The following is a 22299-nucleotide window of genomic DNA, read 5'->3' as shown; positions in this document are numbered from 1 at the left end:
GATGCCTGCAAGCTCAAGCGCCCAGACGGGCGGAAAACCTGAACCCGCAGCAGGTGGCCGGATCGCGCAATACCCGTGGGTTCGCGGGGTCAGGCTGCATCTTCCTCGTCATCGTTTTCGATCAGAACAATGGACCCGGCATCGACCAGAACGCGAACGGCGGCCACGACCTGTGTCATGGCATCTTCGGCTTCCGATTGTTTGACGGGCCCACGTTCGGCCATTTCCTCGCGCAGATTATCGGCCATGCGGGACGAAATGTTTGACAGAATGAATTCAACGGATGCCTTGTCATCATCTGCGGCGGCACCTGCCAATGCGGTGACAAGAACCGGCTGTTCCACTTCACGCAGGATGGCGGGAACGTCGCGGGCCGCGATACGGCTTGGGATATGGGCAAAAGTGAAGATCGATTGGCGTACCAGATCCGCAAATTCGGCATCGTCCTCGTCCAATGCGTTCAACAAGTCGTCGCGTGTTGCGGCCGCCGACTGGTTCAGGATCGCGCCCACGCGTGCGTCGGGACCATTGTCGAAAGCCTGAGCAGGCCGCTGATCCAGTTGCGCGGCCAGCGACCAGCCAATACGTTCAACCGCTTCGGGGGTGACATTTGTTGTTTTCGAGATGGCATAGGTAATGCGCCGCGCAACCGGGCCCGGCATATGGGCCAGCATCTGCGCCGCCTGTGCGGTATCCATCTTTGAAAGCATGACGGCCGCCACCTCGATGCTTTCCGACTGAGCCATTTTGGCAAGATCCTCAACGGGTACGTCACGCAGGCGTTGCCAAGGGTCGCCGATTTGGCGCACCCCGGCAAGCTTGCGCAGGCGCGCGGCCGTCGATGGTGCGATCTTTCCGTTCATCGCATCCAGTGCACCTGCAAGCCCATGTGGAAAAGCAAGCCCGACATTGTCCAGAGCGTCGCTGAATTCCTGGGCCACCACGCCTAGAGTGACGCGATCGACAAGGCCCATTTGACCAAGTTGATGGGTCAATGTCTCTTGCAGGTCGTCTGGCAATTCCTCAAGTGGAACATCGGCGCCTTCGTTCAACAGAAGGCGCACGACAACGGCCGCTTTTTGCCGACCGGTCAATGCGCGCGGAACAACTTGCGGCGCGTGTTCATCCCCTGCGGCAAGTGGGGCAGATCCCCCATTTGCCATTTGTATCAAAGCGTTTGTGTCCTGCATCTGCCCGTAGTGCCAAATTTCCCGAACCACGGGCAGATTAACGGGAGTTGGGTTAAATAACCCTGAAGCTCAGTAGCTGTAGGTCAACCCTGTCCGGATGGCCTCGCGCAGAGATGTCTCGGCCCAGGTCCCTTCGCCGCCGCGGGCTTTGATCTCGCGCCATTGCTCGATTGCCAGATCGGTTTTGCCTTCGGTTACAAAGCCTTGCGCCATGTAGCTGCGCGCCAGAAGATTGTCGGGATTGGCATTGATGGCATTCTGGTAAAAGACGTTCGCCAGCTCCAGCTCGCCCATCTTGCGGTAGGTAAAGCCCCAATAGGTCTGCACACGGTCGTCGTCCTGATCCATGATCCGCAGGATATCCTGCGCGTGCCCGTATTGCCCGTCATAGGCCAGTTCGCGGACGGCGTCGTAAAGCTGATCTTCCGACAGGTTGGTTTTGTTGGGTTTGACGCACCGGCCTCTGGCTTCGTCATAGACCCGACCGAACAAACATTTCTTGGTCGTATTCGTCGGTTTCGGCGGGCTGCTGCTGTCGCCGCCTGCGGCGTGGACCACCGGGGCAAAGGCGAAGGCCTGCAAAGCGAGGGCTGAAGCTAACAAAAGGCGCATATTCTTACTCCGTTCTCGGGGCTGCTCACAAAATCATAGTGCGATCTACAAAAAAGCTAACAGTGGAACGGTTGCTTTTATTCACAAGTCGGACAGAAATTCGTCAGCTGTTGACGGATTTCGCGCAGCTTTGCGTTTCAGTGTCCCAGGTTGTGCCGGGCGCGCAGGATTGCGTCTGCTTGGAATGCCCGCTGCACGCAAAGCTGGCAGATGCCACACAAACAAGTGCAAGTGAGCAAAGAACGGTACGGATCATGGTGCCTCTCCCCAAAAAATCATCCACAGAATAACCGATTTCGGGCGGTCTGGCAAAAAACAAGGCCCGGCCTGTGAAATGCAGACCGGGCCGTGGGAAGGCGGCGTCGAGACCTACGTTATTCGCCGAATACCCGGGCGAAGATCGTATCAACGTGTTTGGTGTGATAGCCGAGGTCGAATTTCTCTTCGATTTCTTCGGGGCTGAGCGCGGCAGTTACATCGGCGTCCGCCAGCAGTTCCTGTTTGAAATCGGTGCGGTGTTCCCAAACCTTCAGCGCGTTGCGCTGGACCATGGCATAGGCGTCCTCACGGCTGACCCCTGCCTGGGTCAGAGCCAGAAGAACACGCTGGCTCATGACAAGACCGGGAAATTTGTTCATGTTTTCCAGCATGTTTTCGGGGAAGATCAGCATCTTGTCGATCACGCCTGTCAGACGGGCCAGCGCAAAATCCAGTGTAATCGTGGCATCCGGACCGATCATGCGCTCGACCGAGGAATGCGAGATGTCGCGTTCATGCCAGAGCGCGACATTCTCCATTGCCGGGATCACTGCCGCGCGTACCATGCGAGCCAGCCCGGTCAGGTTCTCGGTCAGTACCGGGTTTTTCTTGTGCGGCATGGCGGACGAGCCTTTCTGGCCCATCGAGAAGAATTCTGCGCCCTCCAAAACCTCGGTCCGCTGCATGTGGCGGATTTCGATGGCGATGTTTTCGATGCTGCTGGCGATGACGCCAAGCGTCGCAAAGAAGGCCGCATGGCGATCACGCGGGATCACTTGGGTGCTGATCGGTTCGGGCACAAGGCCCAGTTTGTCACAGACATGTTCCTCGACGGCGGGATCGATATTGGCAAATGTTCCGACGGCGCCGCTGATGGCTCCGGTTGCGATTTCCGCACGGGCGTCGCGCATACGGGACAGGTTGCGGTCCATCTCGGCATAGAACCGGGCAAAGGTCAGACCCATTGTCGTGGGCTCTGCGTGGATGCCGTGGCTGCGGCCGATGCGAACGGTGTCCTTGTGTTCAAACGCACGGCGCTTGAGCGCTGCCAAAAGCCCTTCGAGATCGGCGATCAAAAGGTCGGCCGCGCGCGTCAGCTGGACGTTGAAGCAGGTGTCCAACACGTCTGAACTGGTCATGCCCTGGTGCACGAACCGGGCCTCTTCACTACCGACGTGTTCGGCGAGATGGGTCAGGAATGCGATGACGTCATGCTTGGTGACGGCTTCGATCTCGTCGATGCGGGCGACGTCGAATTCCACGTCCTTGGCTTTCCAGACGGCTTCTGCATTCTCGCGCGGGATCACGCCCAGATCGGCCATGGCATCGCAGGCATGCGCCTCGATTTCGTACCAGATGCGAAACTTCGTTTCGGGCGACCAGATGGCAACCATGTCAGGGCGGGAATAACGGGGAATCATTGGCGGCAGCACCTTTATGTGATTGGGATGAGGCGTTGGCGCGGGGTTTAGCCGCCTGTGCGCAAGGGAACAAGATGTGAGAACAGGTATGAGACGGTTTGCCCTGATTTTCGCCCTTTGGCCGGGTGTTTTGGCGGCCGGAGACTTCCAGAAATTGTCCGGAGAGGAAATCCTGTCAGCCTTGGCCGGCAAGAAGCTGGAATACGGCGCGGGTGTTTGGCAGGTTTTCGAAGCCAGCATGACCACGCAGTATTTCTCGGGCGGGCCCAGTGTCGGGCGCTGGGCGGTGAGAGGGGATCAATACTGCTCGACATGGCCACCTTCCGATTTGTGGGCCTGCTATGACGTCTGGCAAAACGGGGACGCGATCCGTTTCGTTGATGATGCGGGCGGCCAGACCGTCGGGGTCTATGCGAAATAGAACTCATGTATTTGTCTGAAAAACTGGGGCGTGATGCTTGCAAGAGTCAGGCGTCATGTGCGGGGAAGGGAAATACCTGAACGCGGTTTTCCTGGGTCTTTGCAACGCAGTGCTGGACAAGTCGCGCTTTCAGCGGTCAAGCTGAGGGCGAAGAAATCATCAGGTTATTGAGATATGCGTTTATTATCATCTCCAATTCTTGCCGCTTGCGCCGCTGTCTGGCTGGGTGAGGCAGGATCAGCACTGGCCGACACTCCGGTGACATATACCGAGGATGGTCGCGCTCTGTTTAGATTCGACGTGCCCGATTTCTGGGTGCTGCGCACTGGCGGCCCGCGTGAGATCGAAGACACCGGGTTGGATGATCCGCGTGCGGTGGCTCGGGTCATGGGGCTGCGCCCCGTAACGGACGACAACGTCTGGATGGGGTTTGTTTCACCTTCAGGGGTTGCAACCATTCAGGATGGGGTCCGCTACTTGCAGGACATCGACAAGTTTCTGGTCAAAGACCCGACCCTTACCAGCACCAGCGACATCCGCATCGGCGGGTTGCCCGCCCGGGTCTTTCGGGGGACGGGGCGCCGCGATGGCAAGGGGGTGAACTTCACGGCCACTGTCATTGATTTGCCGCGCAACCGTGTCGCCATAGCTGTTGCCATCCTGCGGGACGGGGCAGACCCGGATTTCGCCAAAGATTTGAACGCCGTTTTCGCGTCGTTCCGGTCGCTTCTGTAAGGGGGGCAAGATGCGCATTGGACTGATCAAACGGATTTCCCTTGCATTGGGGCTGGGGGCTGCAACTATGACGTTGTCGGCCTGTGACGGCGTAACGGTCGGCGTCGGATACGGGTATGACCCGTTCTATGACTCGATGCTGTGGAACGATTACTATCGCGATGTCGATGTGAATGTTGATATCGACCGCCCGGACCGCCCAGATAGACCTGATCGGCCCGTGCGTCCCGAGCGTCCGAATCCACCGGTTGCCAAACCTCCTGCGCGGCCGCGGCCCCCGGTGGCCCGGCCACCTGCCGCGCGGCCACCGATCCATCGCCCGGCACCACGCCGCAGATAATCAAAAGGCCGCCTGTCCGGCGGCCTTTTCTCAGGTAAGAAGTTCGGTTGTGATATGCGCCGAGCCTTCAAGTGTCCGGTGAACCGGGCATTTGTCTGCGATTTCCAGCAGGCGCTGTTTTTGTTCCTTATCAAGCGGGCCGTTCAGGCGGATTTTGCGGCGGAACTGATCCACTTTACCCTCATTTGCCAAACCGGCATCCTGAGCATGAACTTTGTCATGGCAGACATCGACGCTGACACTGGTCAGCGGCCATTTTTTGCGGCGCGCGTACATCCTTATCGTCATGGACGTGCAGGCGCCGAGGCCGGATGAGACAAAGCCATAAGGCGACATGCCCTTATCCGTGCCGCCGTAAGAGGCAGGCTCATCTGCAACCGCATGATGGTGCGGGCCTGCCTGAATATCCTGCATGAAGCCATTCGGATCCGCTTCTGTTACGCGAACGACACCTTCCGGCGCACCCGGGGGCGGCGCGGGCGGGCAAAGCTTCAGATAGCGCGAGACCCAAGCCGAGATGACATCCGCGGCATATTCAGCATCAGAGGCCCGTGTGATCAGGTGATCGGCATCGTCGAGGGTGACGAAGCTTTTTGGGTGCTTTGCAGCCAGAAAGATGGTGCTTGCGTTGTCGATACTGACCGTTTCGTCCCGAGGGGCGTGCAGGATCAGCAAAGCGGCCTTGAGATCAGCGATCGAGGCAGACAGGGCCGATCCCGCAATGTCATCCACAAACGCTTTGCCAATTCGAAACGGGCGCCCGCCCAAGGTGACCTTGGCGCTGCCCTCCTGTTCGATCTGAGGCAGGGCTTCCTCGAAATGATGGGACACGTGGCCGGGATCCGCCGGTGCGCCCAAGGTGACCACAGCCTTGACCGACGGAATTCCGGCACGCGCCCGCAAAACCGCCGCACCGCCAAGCGAGTGACCGATCAGAAGGGCAGGGGCCATGTTTCGTCCGGCCAGATATTGCGCGGCCGAGATCAGGTCCTCGACATTCGACGTGAAAGTCGTGTTGGCGAATTCTCCTTCGGAATGACCCAGGCCGGTAAAGTCGAACCGAAGCACTGCAATTCCCATGGCCGCCAGGCGGGCCGAAATGCGCCGGGCCGCAGGTATGTCCTTGGAACAGGTGAAGCAATGGGCAAACAGGGCTGTTGCAAGGACCGGACCATCCGGCAAATCCAGCCGCGCGGCCAATTGGCTGCCTTCATGTCCGGCAAAAGTGATGCGTTCCGTGGGCATGTCGGCTCCTTGAACGGTTCGGGGAAACATCCCCAATACTGTGGTCAAGCCCGCCGGGTCACAACCCTTATGTCAAACGCGTCACGGGAAGGTGAGAACCAAGCGAACGCCTTGCAATCCGAAAGATGCCCCGGGCGGTGACAGGCGCGGCCGCTAATTGGGGGTGTTTGGCGCTCCATCAATGTGTGTGATGCAAAACCGAACAAACATTCGTTTCACTTATGTCGCAATCAGGCCCATCTACGGCCTACAGCAATTGATAAAGGAGACGCAGATGGCACATGCAGACGCTGCCGCACACCTTCCAAAGAAACTTCCCGGTACAGTCATGGCGATTGTTCTGGCTGGCCTCGTGGGTTTTGCCGTCGGGCAATCCCGGCCCGCAGTTTTCAGCGGGCCGCAGGCTCAGGCAAGTCCAACTGTCGAAGACTGGCACGGCAACGTGCGCCGGTCTCATTGGTCAGAATGAGGCGCCTGCCTCACTCGAGCCCCATCAACCGGGCATCGAAGGGGTATTTCGTCAGGTTTTCATATCCGTCTTCGGTTATGAGAACCTGATCCTCCAGCTTGATGCTGAAATCGCCACCCACTTCGCCCACGCAGGCTTCGACACACAAGACCATTCCGGGTTCCAGCGGATAATCGTAGGCCCCTTCAACCGCCTTGTCTGGATAAGCAACCAGCGGCCATTCATCGCAAAGCCCGACGCCGTGCATCAGACAGCCATATTTCTGCGCCTGGAACTTCTCGTCCAGCCTGTGGGAATTTGCGGTCAGTTCCGGGATCATCACGCCGGGCTTCAGCATCTCCATATTGGTCATGATGTGTTCATGGGCGTGCTGCATGGCATAGATCATGTCCTCGCGTGGCTTCTGATCGCCAATCCACCAACTGCGGGAAATATCGATGCAAATCCCGTAAGAACCAATCAGGTCAGTGTCGAACGAGATGATCTCGTTCTGCTGGGTGATCCGCGGGCCGCATTCCTGAAACCACGGGTTGGTCCGCTGGCCCGAAGCCAGCAGACGGGTTTCGATCCATTCACCGCCACGCCTGATGTTTTCGGCGTGAAGGACAGCCCAGATATCATCTTCCGAGGTCTTGCCGTCGACGACATTGGCACGGGCAAACCGTTCCATTTCGGCAACCGCAGTTTCGCAGGCATGGCTGGCGCAGCGCATGGCCAGGATTTCGTCAGGCCCTTTGATGGCGCGGGTCTTCTCGGTCAGTTCTTCGCCTTCCATGATGTCGAACCCCTGCGCCTCGAGCGCGCGCAATCCGTGCAGCATGATCTTGTCGACCGCCAGGCGCATATTGCCGCCGCCGTGTTCTTCGATCAGTACGCGTACTTCGTTCGAGAACACATCTGCGGCAACGTCAACCTTGTCGCCCCGGTCGAAGTAAAACAGGTCAGCGCCCGAGCGCTGCTCGCGCACAAGTGGGTTGAAGGTGCTGAGGAAGGGGGAGTTCTTGTAATCCCAGATCACCATATAGCCATCTGCACACAGCAAAACCGCCCGAAACGGATTGTGGGTGTTCCACAGCTGCATATTCGTGCTGTCGGTGGCATAGCGGATATTCAGCGGATCAAAAATCAGCAAGCCGCCATAGCCGCGGTCCACGATGGCCTGTGTCAGCCTCTTCCAGCGGTGTTCCCGCATCCGTGCCAGATTGGGAAGTTCCAGCCCCGCAGCGGCCCACTCGTCAAACGCAAGCTGCGTCGGACCAATCTCGATCCGGTCATTTTCGTTTGGCGTACCATCGCCCAATGTCGTGCCACGGCTGGGGTCAATCTTGCGCGCGTCTCGGTAGTGCTGGTTCATGGCTGGCCTCGTTGCTTGTTCCAATTACAATTCATCCGCCACAACCAATCGTCTGAGAAAAATGCGACGGCGAGGTTGTCGTTTTCGACCGACAAGAAAAGCTGCGCATGCTAAGCCCCCGGCATGACTCGTATTCTGCAAAACAAGATCCCGTATGATGTCGAAAACCCACGCGCTTTGCCGGGTATTCAACCGGCAACCATGGAAAACTGGCTGCATCAGGATGAGGCTTTTGCCGACCAGATGCGGCGTCGCGAAGAAATTCTGGCTGAACGGCGCGACGATGTTCTTGCGCTTGATCCTGGGGCCAAACCTGCCGCGCAAGAGTTGCTGGATCTGGTGCTGATGCAGACATATCCCACGGCCGGGGCAGAGGCCGCAAGGCCGGATGGTATATCCGTCGCGATCGACCGCGACCGACCGCTTGATACGCTGTGCAGGCTGGTGCAGGAGGACTTCTGCATTCTTCAGAAACGGGGAAATGAGCATGTTCTGACGGGTGCCATTCTGTGTTTTCCTGCCAGTTGGCGCTTGTCCGAGAAATTCATGCGGCCGCTGATTGATATCCACGTGCCCGTGGAAAGCTATGACGCCAATGTCGCGAAACGGGTACAGAGGCTGTTTGACGGTATTCAACCCGGTCGCCCGCTGTGGCGCTTCAACGCCCTGTGGTACGAAGACCCGGAGTTGTTCCAACCTCGCAGTGCCAGTGAGCCGCGCGAAATACGGGACCGGCGTCAGGCGTCTTATCTGCGAAGCGAGCGGCAGACGTTGTTGCGTTTGCCGAAATCCAACGCGGTCGTGTTTTCCATCCACACATACGTTCTGGCCGCAAACGCGATCCCAAAAACGGAAAACCCCGCCTGATGGCGGGGCCTCCTAGGAGGGTCTTCGATAATTCTTTTACATGCCCAAGGCACCCGCTACATCAGCCAACGCGTTGCTGGCGTTCAGCGCGACAATGGCGAATGTGAGCACAAGCACCTGTGTGTTCAGGCGGAAATCCTCGCCCCGGATCAGGTTGACTGCGGCCATCGATACGGCAATTGGCGCTGAAATGCTGGCCAAAACTCCGGTCATGCACCAACTACTAAGGCGCAGGATGTCGCTTGGCTTGTCATCATCATCCGCGATGGCCGCACCTGCGTCCATCTGGGTGGGCAGGTCTGCCTCGTCGCTTCGGAACGCGATGCTGAGCAATTGTTCGTCGGTCAGTTGAATTGGACGCGCGGCAGGAGAGTGTAGGGCAGTGATCGTGTCATCCTGTTCAGACTGCTGCATCCCGGCGAACTGTCCGGTCAGTGATTGAAAGATCTGCTTTCGATCCCGCGTTGTTCGGCTTGGTGTCAGGGTGTCAAAGGCGCTCATGAAGTGCTCGACTGTAAGAACCGTGTGCGGCGACAACCATTCAACCCGTCGGGTCGAACAGATATCGACCATGCGATACAGAGTGACCACCAGCATCAGTTCCGAAATCTCGGCGTCGTCCAAAAGTGGCGAGACTGGCGTAATTGTCAGCACCAACCTGTTTTGGGGATGCGACACGCGGGGCTTTGTTATGGTTTTCAACCCTGCGGCGCGATCCATGCGCTCGTAGCGGTCCTGCTGCCCGGAGGCGCCTGTATCCAGAGTCATCCGCACAAGATACTGGCTCGAGACGATGCTGGCCTCGGTCGCGCTGAGCAGGGCCTTGCGCTCGACCAGATGACCGTAGTCTTCCAGCGTCGTGGCAACGATGGATCCAAAGCGCTCTATTGCGCCGGTTGCGTCGCCATCAAATTGCAGGCCGCCATGGTAGCTGTGCTTCCGAGCCACTGCCCCGTCCTTTTCTGCGTTCTGTTATTCAAAGACTAGCACCCCATCTTGGAGAGAATTTGGCGAAAAATGCAAAAAAGTGAAATTTCCTAGCGATTGGTTACGCTTTGGAAACCAAGCAACTAAAGGCTTTTGTTTGTCACTGTGGCGGAAATGTGGCGAAATCAGGTGCGGCGCGTGGTGCCGGTGCGGCGGGGCTAATTGTCGATTCGGGCAGCCATTATTGCGATGGATTGCTGATAGACCGAGGCAGCATTCCACTGCTGCAAGACGCGAAAATTTGGTTCTCCGGGTTGATAACCGCGCCCCGGTTTCCACCCCTTCTTGCGAAGAAAATTGGCGGTTGAGGCCAGTGCATCCGTCATGTTGTAGAAGTCCACGCGCCGGTCGCCCGTAGCATCGACACCATAGGTCAGGGCGTTGCCGGGCAGGAATTGCGTGTGGCCCAGTTCGCCATGTTTTGCCCCTTTTGTCGCCATTGTGATACTACCCATGTCGACCAGTTTCAGTGCCCCAATTGCGTGGGGAATAAAGAACTCTGACCGGCGACAATCATAGGCCAGTGTTGTGATTGCGGAAACAACCTGACTGTCGCCCATGAAATTGCCAAAGCCGGTTTCCATGCCGTGAATGGCGATCAGAACGCCCGCAGGAACACCATATTGCCGCTCAAAGGCGGCATAATAGTTCGGGTTGGCGGCTTTGCGTTTGCGCCCCTGTGCGACAATAGTATCGGCCCCTCGGACACGCATGAATTTGTCCAGCGAGTATTTGAAGCTTTTTTGATTGCGGTCCGCGGCGATGGTGCGCGTGGCATATTGTGTCTGGGACAGCGCTTGCAGACCTTTCTTTTTCACTCCCGCCTTGCGTGCCTGTTTGGCAAAATCGGCCTTCCACGCCTCAAATCCTGCGCTGGTGTTGCCACAGGGTGCGGCCAGAACCGGGGACGTCAGGGAAAGGGCAAGAATGGTGGCAAGGCGAAACATGGGCGTAATCCGATGGAATTGAAATCTGCGGTTAGCCTAGCGTGGGCTGCGTCTTGGGCAAAGCGGTTAATAAAGGTCCAACTCGCCCTTTTTCCTGAGCGTTTCGAACCATTCCTCAGGCGTGGCATTGATGCGGGCGTGTTTCACCATCATCGCATTCATATTTGGCAGATGGGTCGAATCCGGCCAGTCTTCGGGTTGCCACAGATGTGCGCGGATTACACATTTGGGACAGTGTGCAAATGCTGTCGCGACATGGATGAGCAGCGCCAGTTTGGGCGGGTGCCCGTCAATGGCCATGGTTTCAAGCAAACGGGGGTCAGCACAGATGCGGGCCGTGCCGCGAATGCGGAGCGTTTCCATCTTGCCCGGAACAAAGAACAGGACGCTGACGCGCGGATCTTTGAGAACATTGTGAAACGTATCCACGCGTTTGTTTCCCGGCCGATCCGGGATCGCGATCAGGGTATCGGACAGCACCTGAACAAAGCCGGGCGGGTCGCCACGGGGTGAAACATCAAGATGCCCATCCGTGTTGGCCGAAGCGATCAGGCAAAATGGCGAGGTCGCTATGAAATCGCGACACATCTGATCGAGTGAAGACACCTCTTTGGCAGTGATCTGTGGCAGAGGATGGCCAGAGATCCTCCTCAGCTCCTGTTCGGAGGTCACAAGGTTTGTGAATTTCGAGAAAGGTGAGGTATCGCAAGGCATGCTGTCGTCTCCGGTCGGGAGTGTTCTCACCAGTTTGTTGGATCAACGGCGGCGCGTCAAACCGTGTGGGCAGAAATGACAAGGGCGCCCGAAGGGGCGCCCTGCCAAATCGTTTCCGTACTCAGCTTAGCAGCTGTAGTACATGCCGTACTCCACCGGGTGCGGCGTGTGCTCGTAGGTTTCCACCTCTTCCATCTTAAGTGCGATGTAACCGTCGATCTGGTCTTTGGTGAACACATCGCCCTGAAGCAGGAAGTCGTGATCGGATGCCAGAGCTTCCAGAGCCTCACGCAGGCTGCCGCAGACGGTCGGGATGTCGGCCAGTTCCTCGGCGGGCAAGTCGTACAGGTTCTTGTCCATCGCCTCGCCGGGGTTGATCTTGTTCTTGATACCGTCCAGGCCAGCCATAAGCAGGGCGGCAAACGCCAGATAGGGGTTGGATGACGGATCGGGGAACCGCGCCTCGACACGTTTGGCTTTGGGGCTTTCAGTCCATGGGATACGCACACAACCCGAACGGTTACGTGCCGAATAGGCTCGCAGAACGGGGGCTTCAAACCCGGGGATCAAGCGCTTGTAGCTGTTGGTCGACGGGTTGGTGAAGGCGTTCAGGGTCTTGGCGTGTTTCAGGATGCCGCCGATGAAGTACAGCGCCTCGTCCGAAAGGTCGGCATATTTGTCGCCAGCGAACAGCGGCTTGCCATCTTTCCAGATCGACATGTTCACGTGCATGCCGGTGCCGTTGTCACCTGCGACCGGCTTGGGCATGAAAGTGGCCGATTTGCCGTAGGCGTGTGCTACGTTGTGGATGACGTACTTGTATTTTTGCAGCTCATCGGCCTGCTTGGTCAGGCTGTCAAAGACAAGACCCAGCTCGTGCTGGCACGAGGCCACTTCGTGGTGGTGCTTGTCGACCTTCATGCCCAGACGTTTCATGGTCGAAAGCATTTCCGAACGCAGGTCCTGCGCTTCGTCGATGGGGTTGACAGGGAAGTAGCCGCCCTTGACGCCCGGACGGTGGCCCATGTTGCCCATCTCGTATTCGGTGTCGGTGTTCCACGACGCATCCGTTGCATCAACTTCGAAAGATACTTTATTGATGCTGTTGGAAAAACGAACGTCATCGAACAGGAAGAATTCAGCTTCGGGACCCATATAGGCAACGTCACCGATACCGCTGGACTTCAGGTAGGCTTCGGCTTTCTGCGCGGTTCCGCGCGGGTCGCGGCCATAGGCTTCACCAGTGTCGGGCTCAACGATCGAGCAGTGCAGACACAGTGTCTTCTCCGCATAGAACGGGTCGATGTAAGCCGAAGTCGTGTCGGCGATCAGTTTCATGTCCGAGTTTTCGATCGATTTCCAGCCTGCAATGGACGAGCCGTCAAACATGAAGCCTTCTTCCAGGAAGTCTTCGTCGACCAGATCGACGTCCACCGTGACGTGCTGTAGTTTGCCGCGCACGTCGGTGAAGCGGATGTCGACATATGCGACGTCTTCTTCGCGGATTGTATTGAGAACTGCGTCTGCGCTCATTCCCTTGGTCCTTCTGATAGATGTGTCAGTAATGTTGTGAGTTAGAGTGCTTCCGAGCCGGTCTCGCCGGTCCGGATGCGAATGGCTTGGTCGACGGGCGAGACGAAAATCTTGCCGTCTCCGATCTTGTCGGTTTTGGCGGCCGATACGATGGCTTCGATCGCGGCGTCGACCTGGTCGTCGTCCAATACGACCTCGACCTTTACCTTGGGTAGAAAATCGACGACATATTCCGCGCCGCGATACAATTCGGTATGGCCTTTCTGGCGACCGAAACCCTTGACCTCGATGACGCTGAGGCCCTGGACGCCCACATCCTGCAATGCCTCTTTCACTTCGTCCAGTTTGAACGGCTTGATGATCGCTTCGATCTTTTTCATCCCGGCTCACCTTGAATGGTTGTCTCAGGGGCAGTGATCACGTCTAAGATCGGGCGGCAATGTGATTGCGATATCGTGCGGGTCGGGGTGCTTTGAAAAACGGCTGTATGCTATTTTTTGAGCGACTTGCACAAAAAGTAATCAAAATTGAATCGAGCAAGGGGTGAAAGGATGGAATTGCTGACAGCGGCACAGATGCGGGCCATTGAGCAGGCCGCCATCAAGTCTGGTGACGTGACCGGTCTGGAGCTGATGGAGCGGGCCGGGCGGGGTGTTGTTGACGCGGTTTTCGAAGAATGGCCCGTGTTGGACAGGCGAGGGGCCAGCCCCTCGCGCTCCCCGGGATATTTAGGGCCAGATGAAGAGGATCCGCTGCGCGCAGTGGTGCTGTGCGGACCGGGCAACAATGGGGGTGACGGGTTTGTCGTGGCGCGGCTTTTGCAGAAGCAGGGGTGGGCGGTTGAGGTGTTCCTTTATGGAGACCCGGAAAAGCTGCCTCCGGATGCGCGAGTGAATTATGAGAGATGGGGGGCAAAGAACGAGGTTCGCGTCTTCGCTGTCGACTCCGCCCCGTTGGCGGATGATTTTCTTGGGTTTCCAAAGAGCATTGATCTGGTTGTCGACGGGGTTTTTGGCACGGGTCTCACCCGGCCATTTGCAGGGGCGTTTTCCATGTTGGCCAATGCGCCGGTCAGAGACCTGCTGCGAGATCGAGGCGTAAAGGTCGTTTCAATTGACGCGCCAAGCGGCTTGTGCGCCGACAGTGGTCGCATTCTTGGTCAGGCGATTGTTGCGGATATGACGGTGACGTTTCACAGCAAGAAGCTTGGGCATGTTCTGTGCGATGGTCCGGTGACCTGCGGGACGGTCCGAACCAAGTCGATCGGGCTTGAAACACTGGAAGACGGTCAGATCGTTCACACGACCGAGGCTGACGGGGTGAAGCTTTCGAAAGTTTCGGTTGGCCACAAATACTCACATGGTCATGCTTTGATCCTGTCTGGGGGGGCGGGCAAAACAGGGGCCGCGCGTTTGGCGGCGCGGGGGGCTTTGCGGGTTGGAGCGGGGCTGGTGACGCTGGGCGTGCCGCCGTCTGCGCAGATGGAGGTGGCCAGTCAGATCACGGCCCTCATGTTGCAGCGGGTTGATGGGGCTGATGGATTGTCTGAAACACTTGAGGATACGCGTCTGAATGCACTCTGCCTTGGGCCTGCGCTGGGATTCGAGCGGGCGCGGGCGCTGGTGCCGATTGTCCTAGCTGCACGGCGGGCGACCGTGTTGGATGCGGATGCTTTGTCAGCTTTTGCAGAGGATCCCGGCGCCCTGATCGCGCGATTGCACGACAAATGCGTACTGACGCCGCATGGCGGGGAATTTGCAAGGTTGTTCCCTGACATTGCCGCGCAAATGAACGAGCAACTGGCCAACGGCCCGGCGTTTTCCAAGGTGGATGCGACGCGTGCTGCCGCAAAGCGGGCTGGGTGCGTGGTTCTGTTCAAGGGCCCGGACACGGTGATCGCTGTGCCGGATGGCCGGTGCGTGGTCAACTTGGCCGTATACGAAAGAGCGGCCCCATGGTTGGCGACGGCCGGGTCTGGCGATGTGCTGGCAGGGTTCATCGCAGGTTTGTTGGCGCGAGGTTTGGCACCGATGCAGGCGGTGGAAACTGCGGCGTGGCTGCATGTGGAGTGCGCGCGCCAGTTCGGGCCGGGTTTGATCGCGGAAGATTTGCCGGAACAGGTGCCGGAGGTTTTCAGAAAGTTGAATATTTGAGTTTGTTGGGCGTGGAACGGCTCAATTCCCGGCGAGTCGGCGGAAATCCGCCGTCAAGGTTCACATCAATGCAGACCGAATGTTTGCCAGATGCATAGCTGGACGTCACAATTTATTTGCACACTGAGCTGCGGATTTTCGAATGGATTTTTAACTGTATGAAATAAAATGAAAAATAACCAATTTTTCGACATGCCATGTTGCGAATTTGCAATGCTTGCGAGGGAGTGAATGCGGACCACTGGAACGCTCGCAGTTCGTAAACAATTGGACAGTACCTGAACCCCGAACCTTTCATGGTGAGTGAAATGACCCTTAACATCAAACCGATATCAGTAGCCGCTGTTCTGACTGCGACGACCGCCATCCCGGCTGTGGCGGAAATGAAATACGAAAACAATAGTGGCGGATATGTGCTGCTGTATGGACAACTGCACCCCGCCTTGATCTCGGTGGATGACGGACAGGATACCGAGACCCGTGTACTCGACAACGATCTGTCGAACAGCCGTGTTGGCCTGCGTCTTGTGCAGCCATATGGAAGCAACGAATTCCAATTTTGGTTTGAGTCAGGCCTTGGCCTGCCGGGTTCGGCGTCTGCCGATCAATTCGGAACCAACGCAGATGGTTGGAATCGCGAAGACATTCGCCACGTGGATTTTTCGCTGAAAGGTGGCTACGGCAAGTTTTCGGCAGGTCAGGGCAGCATGGTCGCTGATGGCGCCGCAGAAGTTGATCTGTCATATGTCGGAACCGCGCTGTATTCGTTTACCAACGATGAAAATGCAGGGTTCTTCTATCGGGACACGACCGGTATGCTGAGCGGTATTACGGTTGGTGACAGTTCCAGCAACTTTGACGGCGCGCGGCGTGGTCGTGTGCGGTATGATACGCCGTCGTTCAACGGGTTTTCCGCCGGATTCGCATATGGTCAGAACATTTTGTCCAGCAGCGACGACGACGACTATTATGACGTCGGCCTGTTTTATGAAAACACCTTTGCCGGTGGTGTGGAATTCGCTGCAGCCGTTGCCTATTCGGTAAGAGACCGGGATAACAATTCGGGGGATCGCAAAGATACGATCGGTTCTGCTTCTGTCCTGCTTCCCAGCGGCCTGGGCTTTACGATTGCGGGCGGTACGCGCGACGATGATCAAGCCGGTGCCACGGATCCGAACTATTGGTATGGTAAGATCTCGTACGAAGGCAACTGGGTGTCCTGGGGCAAGACCGGCGTCGGTATCGACTATTATGATGGCTCGGATTTCCAGAGCAACGGTTCTGACACCAAAGCATGGGGTATCGCGGTCGTGCAGAAAGTCGAGCCGATCAACACGGATGTTTATCTGAAATACCGCAACCACGATTTCGATGACGGCACATCCTTTGACAACAACGAAGCATGGGTTCTGGGCGCACGCTGGAAGTTCTGATTGTCTGGCTGGAACAAGCGCGAACGCCCCGGTTTCCGGGGCGTTCTTTTTTGCGGTTTTGGCGATCAAATACCACTGGATTCAGCCTTTGCCCCTTGCACGCGGGCGGCAGGGCAAATAGAAGGCTTCAAATTTGCCCGGCGCGCCCGTTTTGCGCGCCCCGAATCCTATGGGGACTACCATAATGCAGGTTACCGAGACGCTGAACGAAGGTCTGAAACGTGGCTACAACATCGTTGTGTCAGCAGCCGAGCTGGACGAAAAGGTCAATGAAAAGCTGACCGAAGCGCAGCCGGAAATCGAAATGAAAGGTTTCCGTAAAGGCAAGGTGCCTATGGCGCTGCTGAAAAAGCAGTTCGGCCAGCGCCTGTTGGGCGAGGCGATGCAGGAAACCATCGACGGCGCCATGAACAAGCATTTCGAAGACAGTGGTGATCGCCCTGCGCTGCAGCCCGAGGTCAAGATGACCAATGAGGACTGGAAAGAAGGCGATGACGTAGAAGTCGCCATGTCTTACGAGGCGCTGCCAGCGATCCCGGAAGTTGATCTGAAATCGGTCGAGTTGGAAAAGCTGATCGTCAAGGCTGATGAAGCAGCCGTCGAGGAAGCTCTTAACAATCTGGCGGAAACCGCTCAGGATTTCAAAGCGCGCCGCAAGGGGTCAAAAGCCAAGGACGGCGACCAGATCGTGTTCGATTTCGTCGGTAAGGTTGACGGCGAGGAATTCGAAGGTGGTTCGGCCGAGGATTACCCGCTGGTTCTGGGCTCGAACAGCTTCATCCCCGGCTTTGAAGAGCAGCTGGTTGGCGTGAAAGCCGAAGAAGTAAAAGACGTCAACGTCACGTTCCCTGAAGAGTACGGCGCCGAGCATCTGGCTGGCAAAGACGCTGTTTTCACCTGCACCATCAAGGAAGTCAAAGAACCGGTTGCTGCGGAAGTGAACGACGAACTGGCTAAAAAATTCGGTGCCGAAGATCTTGAAGCCCTGAAAAGCCAGATCGCAGAGCGCCTGGAAGCTGAATATGCAGGTGCATCGCGCGCCGTGATCAAGCGCGCTTTGCTGGATGCGCTGGACGAGAAGGTGTCGTTCGATCTGCCGCCGTCGCTGGTTGAAGCCGAAGCCAAGCAGATTGCGCATCAACTGTGGCACGAAGAAAACCCAGAAGTCGAGGGCCACGACCATGACCCGATCGAGCCCACGGACGAGCACACCAAGCTGGCCGAGCGCCGCGTGCGTCTGGGCCTGTTGCTGGCTGAACTGGGCCAGAAGGCCGAGGTTGAAGTTACCGACGCCGAGATGACGCAGGCGATCATGAACCAGGCACGTCAGTACCCGGGTCAGGAACGTCAGTTCTTCGAGTTCGTTCAACAGAACGCACAGATGCAACAGCAGCTGCGCGCGCCGATCTTTGAAGACAAGGTTGTGGATTACGTTTTGGAGCTGGCTCAGGTCACTGACAAGGAAGTCAGCAAAGATGACCTTAAGAAAGCCGTTGACGCTTTGGAAGAGGAGTAATCCTCTTCCTTCCCTTCGTCAGAAGAAGGGACAAAAAACGGAGCCGCCTGCAATCAGACGGCTCCGCATGGGTGGCTTTTGAATCTATGAGGTGAGGGGGTCAGGCCTCATGAGCAAAAGCACGGGGGGTTTCCAAAAGAGCGGTTCTTTGCTCTGGCGTGAACGTATCCGTGAGCGCTTCGATCAGCTTGAGGACATCCTGCCGTTCAGCTTCTGTTTTTGCGGCGCTCATCTGTTCCACAAAATATTTCTCGAGATCGGTGAGTGGTTTGTGATCCTGGTTCGCGGGGTTCTGTGCTGCGGCTTTCTTAGCGGCGAACAGAGCTAACGCTTCTTCTTCGTCCATAAAGACGTCGTCGTGAATGCCCGCAAATTCACGCAGGCCGGCGATGCGTTCTTCGGTGCAGTCCAGCAGAGCGGCCAATGCGTGAACCTTACCCATTGGAACTGTCTTACCGACATAGTCGTAAGGCGCGCAATTCGAACGCTTCAACACCCTATCCATAACCGGATCAATCACGGTGATGATGTCCTGAATACCTGCATTTTTCGCATATTCCAAAGATCCGATCATCAACTCGCAAGTCGCGTAGGAGACCGAGTTCTTTTCTTTGCCACGCGTGAGCCGTTGCGTGTCGACGCAGAAGCGGGTAGATTCCCACATGGTCGCACTGCGAAGTGGTGCTTCGCCGCAAAGGATAGCCGAGAAGACATCCGACAACATGTGTGGTCCGGTGGTCTGGAGGGCACGCACGGCTGCGACGACATTCCCCTCATCGTCGAGTCCGATTACATATGCCGGGTCCAGGTGATCGAACTCGTCGATCTCTTTGCCATCTTCAATGTTGACGTCCCATCCCAGGCGTTCGCCAAAAACTCTTGCTCTCAACTCGAACATTTCATCAAGAACTTCGCTGAACATATGTCTGTTCAGGCCATCTACCACGATGATCATTTCTTCCCCCTTCGAGTGGTTGTTCGGTAACTTAGACGTTACCGGACACAGGGGATTTTTCTATTGGGGGTTTCCCGTATTTTGGCGAAATTTTGCGTTTTTTTTGTTTAACTTGGGGTAATAAGCCCAATTGCAATCGCCCGGCCAACGGCCTGAGGGGTGGTCAGCGCACTAAGCTTTTCTCGACTGGAACGCAAGTGCACTTCTACGGTTCGGTGTGAAATGGACAAAATATCGCCGATGTCCTGTTGCGATTTCCCTGCTGCAACCCACTGCAAGATCTCTGTCTCACGTCTGGAAAGTGTTGGATGATACAGCGCGCTGGTCAATTCGTCTGAGGAAACCACATTGTCATGGATGTGCACTGCCATCGATTGCAAGTCACTGATGACATGCGTGTATAGCTTGCGCCATTCCTCTTTGCTGCAATTGCGCGTTGCGCTCAGCAGGCCGATATCTCCGTAGGGACCGCGCACGGGAATTGTAACGCCTTGGTTTGGCAATCCAAAATCATGGGCATCCCGGAATACACGTTGGAAGTCGGGGCTGCGCTCAAGTCGGCTCCAATCCACTGGCGCGATGCTGCGGCGGGCCATATGGATGGTCGGATCAATCATGATCAGACCCTGGTTTTGGTAGTGCTCATTCCAGGCGTCGTCATAGGTAACAAAGCCGGCAACCGTGCCGGCAGCAGGGTTCATGCCAGCATAAGCAGCATGATCCATATCATGCTTCTCACAGATTTGCCTTAGAAATTCGGTGTATCGAACTTCTGAATCCGGCAGAGTGCTCAGATCGACAATTTCCATGTGGTGCCTACCAGCTGCGGCCCATCTTACAGCCCGATGGTGTCGTCGAGCATGCATATAACACAGAGTGGAACCCGTTTACCTCACCGAGCCAGAACACCATACTTTCCTAAACATGACAAGGCGAGGTACTAATTGTCTGCGCAATTCCAAATAATGAGACATTCAATAGAACATTTTTGTCACTATTCGGCAAAAAGTGCTAATTTCACGCGGCTTTCTGACGCTAATCACCGTCAGTTGGCGGGTTTCAGCCCAGTTTCCACCAACAATCCGCGCGCTTTGGCCTCGGGGTAAAAGCCCTTGGCATAAAGAAATATGGCCCGATCCTGGTTGCCATCAGACAAAAGCCAGGCGCCACGAAGGTATTTCCCGGCGAACTCAAGGTTGGTGTCCGCGTCCAACAAGCCTTTGGCGTTTCCGGTGTATCCCATGGATCGCGCGGTGGCCGGGAGGATTTGCAACAACCCATAATAGGGTCGGTTGACCGCCCAGGGGCGATGCGTGCTTTCACGAATAGCAAGCTTGTGAACAAGCTCTCGCGGAAGCTCGTAGTGGTCCGCCCATTTGTTGATCGACGCGCGAAGTTCCGGCGTTTCGTTTGGATAGAGCGGAGGATTGAATTGTTGTGTCTCCGCCTTGGATACTTCTCCTGCACCGCAGGCAACCAACGGGGCTGTCAGTAAGAGTGCCATGAGATTGCGACGGGTGAACAGGGGCATACGTTTCTCCGGGGTTTCGAGTTGCAATGATATGGCCTGAGTATTTGGCTGCAAGATTATGGATGGAGTTGGGCTAAAATTTGCTGGTTTGGCTCGGAGACAAGAAAAAAAAGGCCGCGCTGAAGCACGGCCTTTGTTTTGCTTGAAACCTTGCCGGATCAGGCTTTGGCTTCGTCTTCCTCGGCAGGAGCGGCTTCCGCAGCCAGCTCTTCGTCCTCGGATGCGGCCGAGCCGATGTCGTCGAACAGTTCGGCGATCTCGAATTCAGCGGCTGCTTCTTCTTCGGCGGCCAGTTCCTGGATCGATTTGCCCGAGGCCTGAAGTTCGGCTTCTTCTTCCGAACGCGCCACGTTCATCTTGATTTCAACTTCGACTTCGGGGTGCAGCTTGACTGCAACCGAGTGCAGACCCAGTTCCTTGATCGGATTGACCAGAACAACCTGCTTTTTGTCGACGGTGAAACCAGCTTCGGTTGCAGCCTCTGCGGCGTCACGCGGGGTGACCGAGCCGTACAGAGCGCCAGCATCCGATGCCGAGCGAATCACGATGAACTGCTGTCCGTCCAGCTTTTCAGCCAGTGCTTCAGCCTCTTTCTTGGTTTCCAGGTTGCGTGCCTCAAGCTGTGCTTTCTGGGCTTCGAACGACGCGATGTTGGCGTCCGAGGCGCTCAGAGCTTTGCCCTGAGGCAGCAGGAAGTTGCGGGCGTAGCCGGGCTTGACGTCAACGACGTCGCCCATTTGACCCAGTTTCGCAACGCGTTCCAGCAGGATAACTTGCATATCAGTCTCTCCTTACTTCACGGCGTAGGGCAGCAGGGCGAGAAAGCGGGCGCGCTTGATAGCACGGGCCAGTTCACGCTGCTTTTTCGCCGAAACGGCGGTGATGCGCGAAGGAACGATCTTGCCGCGCTCAGAGATGTAGCGTTGCAGCAGACGGGTGTCCTTGTAGTCGATTTTCGGCGCGTTCTCACCCGAGAACGGGCAGACCTTGCGGCGGCGGAAAAATGGTTTTGCGGCCATGGTTTAGTGTCCTTTCCTCAGGCAGTGATCAACGACGCTCGCGGCGGTCGCCACGTTCGTCACGCTTCTGCATCTGAACCGACGGGCCGTCTTCGTGACCGTCGACCTTGATGGTCAAAACGCGCATGACGTCATCATGCAGGCGCATCAGGCGTTCCATTTCCTGAACCGCACCCGAGGGCGCATCGGTTTTCAGGAAGGCGTAGTGGCCCTTGCGGTTCTTGTTGATCTTGTAGGCCATCGTCTTGACGCCCCAGTACTCGCTATCAACCAGCTTGCCGCCGTTGTCAGCCAGAACGGTGCCGAAATGTTCGACGAGGCTTTCCGCCTGCGCGTTGGACAGATCCTGACGCGCGATCATTACATGCTCATACAGTGGCATGTGCACTCCTGTTTATGTCAAGGCGCATTTCATAGGCGGGGCCATCCGGTCCTTCGCGACCCTGCCACGAGAGGCTGCGCGATTCATCTGATTGCGAAGGATGGCCCCGTATACACGTTTGAACCGCAGGAGCAAGCCCCGCCACATATGCCTTTGAGACGCCGCCCAATTTCCTTTGGGCCGCCCAAATGCTGACGCTTTTCGGCTCAAAGTTGTT

24 protein-coding genes are annotated in these 22299 nt (G+C 56.8%); 8 read left to right on the top strand and 16 right to left on the bottom strand.

Features of this window, described 5'->3' with window-relative positions:
• Positions 1–89 precede the first annotated feature (89 nt).
• The 3 genes from GS614_RS03920 to purB form a co-directional block, all read right to left on the bottom strand.
• Positions 90–1163 (bottom strand): flagellar motor switch protein FliG, encoded by a 1074-nt coding sequence (locus GS614_RS03920; protein ID WP_371809386.1) that lies wholly within the window; start codon positions 1161–1163, stop codon positions 90–92.
• 96 nt (positions 1164–1259) lie between these two features.
• Positions 1260–1802: a tetratricopeptide repeat protein gene (locus tag GS614_RS03915; protein WP_171115327.1), complete on the bottom strand. Its 543-nt coding sequence runs from the start codon at positions 1800–1802 to the stop codon at positions 1260–1262.
• Positions 1803–2176: 374 nt separating this feature from the next.
• Positions 2177–3481, bottom strand: coding sequence for an adenylosuccinate lyase (gene purB, locus GS614_RS03910; protein ID WP_171228076.1), 1305 nt, complete (start codon positions 3479–3481; stop codon positions 2177–2179).
• A gap of 88 nt (positions 3482–3569) precedes the next feature.
• Here purB and GS614_RS03905 point away from each other — a divergent pair, with 88 nt between their 5' ends.
• From GS614_RS03905 to GS614_RS03895, 3 genes are all read left to right on the top strand, one after another.
• Positions 3570–3902: a hypothetical protein gene (locus GS614_RS03905; protein WP_171328003.1), complete on the top strand. Its 333-nt coding sequence runs from the start codon at positions 3570–3572 to the stop codon at positions 3900–3902.
• A 174-nt stretch (positions 3903–4076) separates the two neighbouring features.
• Entirely contained in the window at positions 4077–4637 is a 561-nt protein-coding gene (locus tag GS614_RS03900; RefSeq protein WP_171614391.1) for a hypothetical protein, read from the top strand.
• A gap of 10 nt (positions 4638–4647) precedes the next feature.
• Positions 4648–4977, top strand: a complete 330-nt coding sequence (locus GS614_RS03895; protein ID WP_171725546.1) for a hypothetical protein — start codon at positions 4648–4650, stop codon at positions 4975–4977.
• A gap of 30 nt (positions 4978–5007) precedes the next feature.
• Here the strand turns inward: GS614_RS03895 and GS614_RS03890 are convergent, their stop codons facing one another.
• Positions 5008–6222, bottom strand: coding sequence for a bifunctional alpha/beta hydrolase/OsmC family protein (locus GS614_RS03890; RefSeq protein WP_171725545.1), 1215 nt, complete (start codon positions 6220–6222; stop codon positions 5008–5010).
• A 274-nt stretch (positions 6223–6496) separates the two neighbouring features.
• Here GS614_RS03890 and GS614_RS03885 point away from each other — a divergent pair, with 274 nt between their 5' ends.
• Entirely contained in the window at positions 6497–6691 is a 195-nt protein-coding gene (locus GS614_RS03885; RefSeq protein ID WP_171725544.1) for a hypothetical protein, read from the top strand.
• 10 nt (positions 6692–6701) lie between these two features.
• Here the strand turns inward: GS614_RS03885 and dddP are convergent, their stop codons facing one another.
• Positions 6702–8045: a dimethylsulfonioproprionate lyase DddP gene (dddP, locus tag GS614_RS03880; protein WP_171725543.1), complete on the bottom strand. Its 1344-nt coding sequence runs from the start codon at positions 8043–8045 to the stop codon at positions 6702–6704.
• Positions 8046–8168: 123 nt separating this feature from the next.
• Between dddP and GS614_RS03875 the strand changes: the two genes are divergently transcribed.
• Positions 8169–8912 carry a DUF3445 domain-containing protein gene (locus GS614_RS03875; RefSeq protein ID WP_171725542.1) on the top strand — a complete coding sequence of 248 codons (744 nt, stop codon included), beginning with the start codon at positions 8169–8171 and terminating at the stop codon, positions 8910–8912.
• Between the two features lie 36 nt (positions 8913–8948).
• Here the strand turns inward: GS614_RS03875 and GS614_RS03870 are convergent, their stop codons facing one another.
• The 5 genes from GS614_RS03870 to GS614_RS03850 form a co-directional block, all read right to left on the bottom strand.
• On the bottom strand, positions 8949–9860 hold the full coding sequence (locus GS614_RS03870; protein WP_171115347.1) for a hypothetical protein: 912 nt from the start codon (positions 9858–9860) through the stop codon (positions 8949–8951).
• A gap of 197 nt (positions 9861–10057) precedes the next feature.
• Positions 10058–10846 (bottom strand): lytic transglycosylase domain-containing protein, encoded by a 789-nt coding sequence (locus GS614_RS03865; protein WP_171204971.1) that lies wholly within the window; start codon positions 10844–10846, stop codon positions 10058–10060.
• 66 nt (positions 10847–10912) lie between these two features.
• A complete protein-coding gene (locus GS614_RS03860; RefSeq protein ID WP_171231419.1) occupies positions 10913–11560 on the bottom strand; it encodes an MSMEG_1061 family FMN-dependent PPOX-type flavoprotein in 648 nt (215 codons plus the stop codon).
• Positions 11561–11686: 126 nt separating this feature from the next.
• Positions 11687–13093 (bottom strand): type I glutamate--ammonia ligase, encoded by a 1407-nt coding sequence (gene glnA / locus GS614_RS03855; protein ID WP_152458343.1) that lies wholly within the window; start codon positions 13091–13093, stop codon positions 11687–11689.
• A 41-nt stretch (positions 13094–13134) separates the two neighbouring features.
• Positions 13135–13473, bottom strand: coding sequence for a P-II family nitrogen regulator (locus tag GS614_RS03850; protein WP_152458342.1), 339 nt, complete (start codon positions 13471–13473; stop codon positions 13135–13137).
• A gap of 171 nt (positions 13474–13644) precedes the next feature.
• On the opposite strand from GS614_RS03850, the gene GS614_RS03845 reads away from it, so the two are divergent.
• From GS614_RS03845 to tig, 3 genes are all read left to right on the top strand, one after another.
• On the top strand, positions 13645–15246 hold the full coding sequence (locus GS614_RS03845; protein ID WP_171725541.1) for an NAD(P)H-hydrate dehydratase: 1602 nt from the start codon (positions 13645–13647) through the stop codon (positions 15244–15246).
• Positions 15247–15554: 308 nt separating this feature from the next.
• Positions 15555–16679 (top strand): porin, encoded by a 1125-nt coding sequence (locus GS614_RS03840; RefSeq protein ID WP_171204968.1) that lies wholly within the window; start codon positions 15555–15557, stop codon positions 16677–16679.
• 184 nt (positions 16680–16863) lie between these two features.
• On the top strand, positions 16864–18195 hold the full coding sequence (tig, locus tag GS614_RS03835; RefSeq protein WP_171725929.1) for a trigger factor: 1332 nt from the start codon (positions 16864–16866) through the stop codon (positions 18193–18195).
• Positions 18196–18295: 100 nt separating this feature from the next.
• Here tig and GS614_RS03830 read toward each other — a convergent pair whose 3' ends face one another.
• The 6 genes from GS614_RS03830 to rpsF all read right to left on the bottom strand — a co-directional run bounded on the left by GS614_RS03830 (position 18296) and on the right by rpsF (position 22082).
• Positions 18296–19150 (bottom strand): acyl-homoserine-lactone synthase, encoded by an 855-nt coding sequence (locus GS614_RS03830; RefSeq protein WP_171115359.1) that lies wholly within the window; start codon positions 19148–19150, stop codon positions 18296–18298.
• A gap of 107 nt (positions 19151–19257) precedes the next feature.
• A complete protein-coding gene (locus GS614_RS03825; RefSeq protein WP_152458337.1) occupies positions 19258–19959 on the bottom strand; it encodes an autoinducer binding domain-containing protein in 702 nt (233 codons plus the stop codon).
• Between the two features lie 236 nt (positions 19960–20195).
• The gene (locus GS614_RS03820) at positions 20196–20681 is read right to left on the bottom strand and encodes a lytic transglycosylase domain-containing protein (protein ID WP_171167611.1); all 486 of its coding nucleotides are present in this window, start codon (positions 20679–20681) and stop codon (positions 20196–20198) included.
• A gap of 158 nt (positions 20682–20839) precedes the next feature.
• Positions 20840–21460, bottom strand: coding sequence for a 50S ribosomal protein L9 (rplI, locus tag GS614_RS03815; protein ID WP_152458336.1), 621 nt, complete (start codon positions 21458–21460; stop codon positions 20840–20842).
• 12 nt (positions 21461–21472) lie between these two features.
• Positions 21473–21700 carry a 30S ribosomal protein S18 gene (gene rpsR / locus GS614_RS03810; protein WP_005608650.1) on the bottom strand — a complete coding sequence of 76 codons (228 nt, stop codon included), beginning with the start codon at positions 21698–21700 and terminating at the stop codon, positions 21473–21475.
• Between the two features lie 28 nt (positions 21701–21728).
• Positions 21729–22082, bottom strand: coding sequence for a 30S ribosomal protein S6 (gene rpsF, locus GS614_RS03805; protein WP_152458335.1), 354 nt, complete (start codon positions 22080–22082; stop codon positions 21729–21731).
• Positions 22083–22299 lie beyond the last annotated feature (217 nt).

This window comes from Ruegeria sp. HKCCD6604, assembly GCF_013110635.1.
Classification (GTDB): domain Bacteria; phylum Pseudomonadota; class Alphaproteobacteria; order Rhodobacterales; family Rhodobacteraceae; genus Ruegeria.
This window is presented reverse-complemented; position numbering and strand designations above follow the sequence as displayed.

Bases quoted from the DNA above. Each gene is read 5' to 3' on its own strand.
- GS614_RS03920 (WP_371809386.1), bottom strand. From the start codon at position 1,163: ATGGCAAATGGGGGATCTGCCCCACTTGCCGCAGGGGATGAACACGCG.
- GS614_RS03915 (WP_171115327.1), bottom strand. From the start codon at position 1,802: ATGCGCCTTTTGTTAGCTTCAGCCCTCGCTTTGCAGGCCTTCGCCTTT.
- purB (WP_171228076.1), bottom strand. From the start codon at position 3,481: ATGATTCCCCGTTATTCCCGCCCTGACATGGTTGCCATCTGGTCGCCC.
- GS614_RS03905 (WP_171328003.1), top strand. From the start codon at position 3,570: ATGAGACGGTTTGCCCTGATTTTCGCCCTTTGGCCGGGTGTTTTGGCG.
- GS614_RS03900 (WP_171614391.1), top strand. From the start codon at position 4,077: ATGCGTTTATTATCATCTCCAATTCTTGCCGCTTGCGCCGCTGTCTGG.
- GS614_RS03895 (WP_171725546.1), top strand. From the start codon at position 4,648: ATGCGCATTGGACTGATCAAACGGATTTCCCTTGCATTGGGGCTGGGG.
- GS614_RS03890 (WP_171725545.1), bottom strand. From the start codon at position 6,222: ATGCCCACGGAACGCATCACTTTTGCCGGACATGAAGGCAGCCAATTG.
- GS614_RS03885 (WP_171725544.1), top strand. From the start codon at position 6,497: ATGGCACATGCAGACGCTGCCGCACACCTTCCAAAGAAACTTCCCGGT.
- dddP (WP_171725543.1), bottom strand. From the start codon at position 8,045: ATGAACCAGCACTACCGAGACGCGCGCAAGATTGACCCCAGCCGTGGC.
- GS614_RS03875 (WP_171725542.1), top strand. From the start codon at position 8,169: ATGACTCGTATTCTGCAAAACAAGATCCCGTATGATGTCGAAAACCCA.
- GS614_RS03865 (WP_171204971.1), bottom strand. From the start codon at position 10,846: ATGTTTCGCCTTGCCACCATTCTTGCCCTTTCCCTGACGTCCCCGGTT.
- GS614_RS03860 (WP_171231419.1), bottom strand. From the start codon at position 11,560: ATGCCTTGCGATACCTCACCTTTCTCGAAATTCACAAACCTTGTGACC.
- glnA (WP_152458343.1), bottom strand. From the start codon at position 13,093: ATGAGCGCAGACGCAGTTCTCAATACAATCCGCGAAGAAGACGTCGCA.
- GS614_RS03850 (WP_152458342.1), bottom strand. From the start codon at position 13,473: ATGAAAAAGATCGAAGCGATCATCAAGCCGTTCAAACTGGACGAAGTG.
- GS614_RS03845 (WP_171725541.1), top strand. From the start codon at position 13,645: ATGGAATTGCTGACAGCGGCACAGATGCGGGCCATTGAGCAGGCCGCC.
- GS614_RS03840 (WP_171204968.1), top strand. From the start codon at position 15,555: ATGACCCTTAACATCAAACCGATATCAGTAGCCGCTGTTCTGACTGCG.
- tig (WP_171725929.1), top strand. From the start codon at position 16,864: ATGCAGGTTACCGAGACGCTGAACGAAGGTCTGAAACGTGGCTACAAC.
- GS614_RS03830 (WP_171115359.1), bottom strand. From the start codon at position 19,150: ATGATCATCGTGGTAGATGGCCTGAACAGACATATGTTCAGCGAAGTT.
- GS614_RS03825 (WP_152458337.1), bottom strand. From the start codon at position 19,959: ATGGAAATTGTCGATCTGAGCACTCTGCCGGATTCAGAAGTTCGATAC.
- GS614_RS03820 (WP_171167611.1), bottom strand. From the start codon at position 20,681: ATGCCCCTGTTCACCCGTCGCAATCTCATGGCACTCTTACTGACAGCC.
- rplI (WP_152458336.1), bottom strand. From the start codon at position 21,460: ATGCAAGTTATCCTGCTGGAACGCGTTGCGAAACTGGGTCAAATGGGC.
- rpsR (WP_005608650.1), bottom strand. From the start codon at position 21,700: ATGGCCGCAAAACCATTTTTCCGCCGCCGCAAGGTCTGCCCGTTCTCG.
- rpsF (WP_152458335.1), bottom strand. From the start codon at position 22,082: ATGCCACTGTATGAGCATGTAATGATCGCGCGTCAGGATCTGTCCAAC.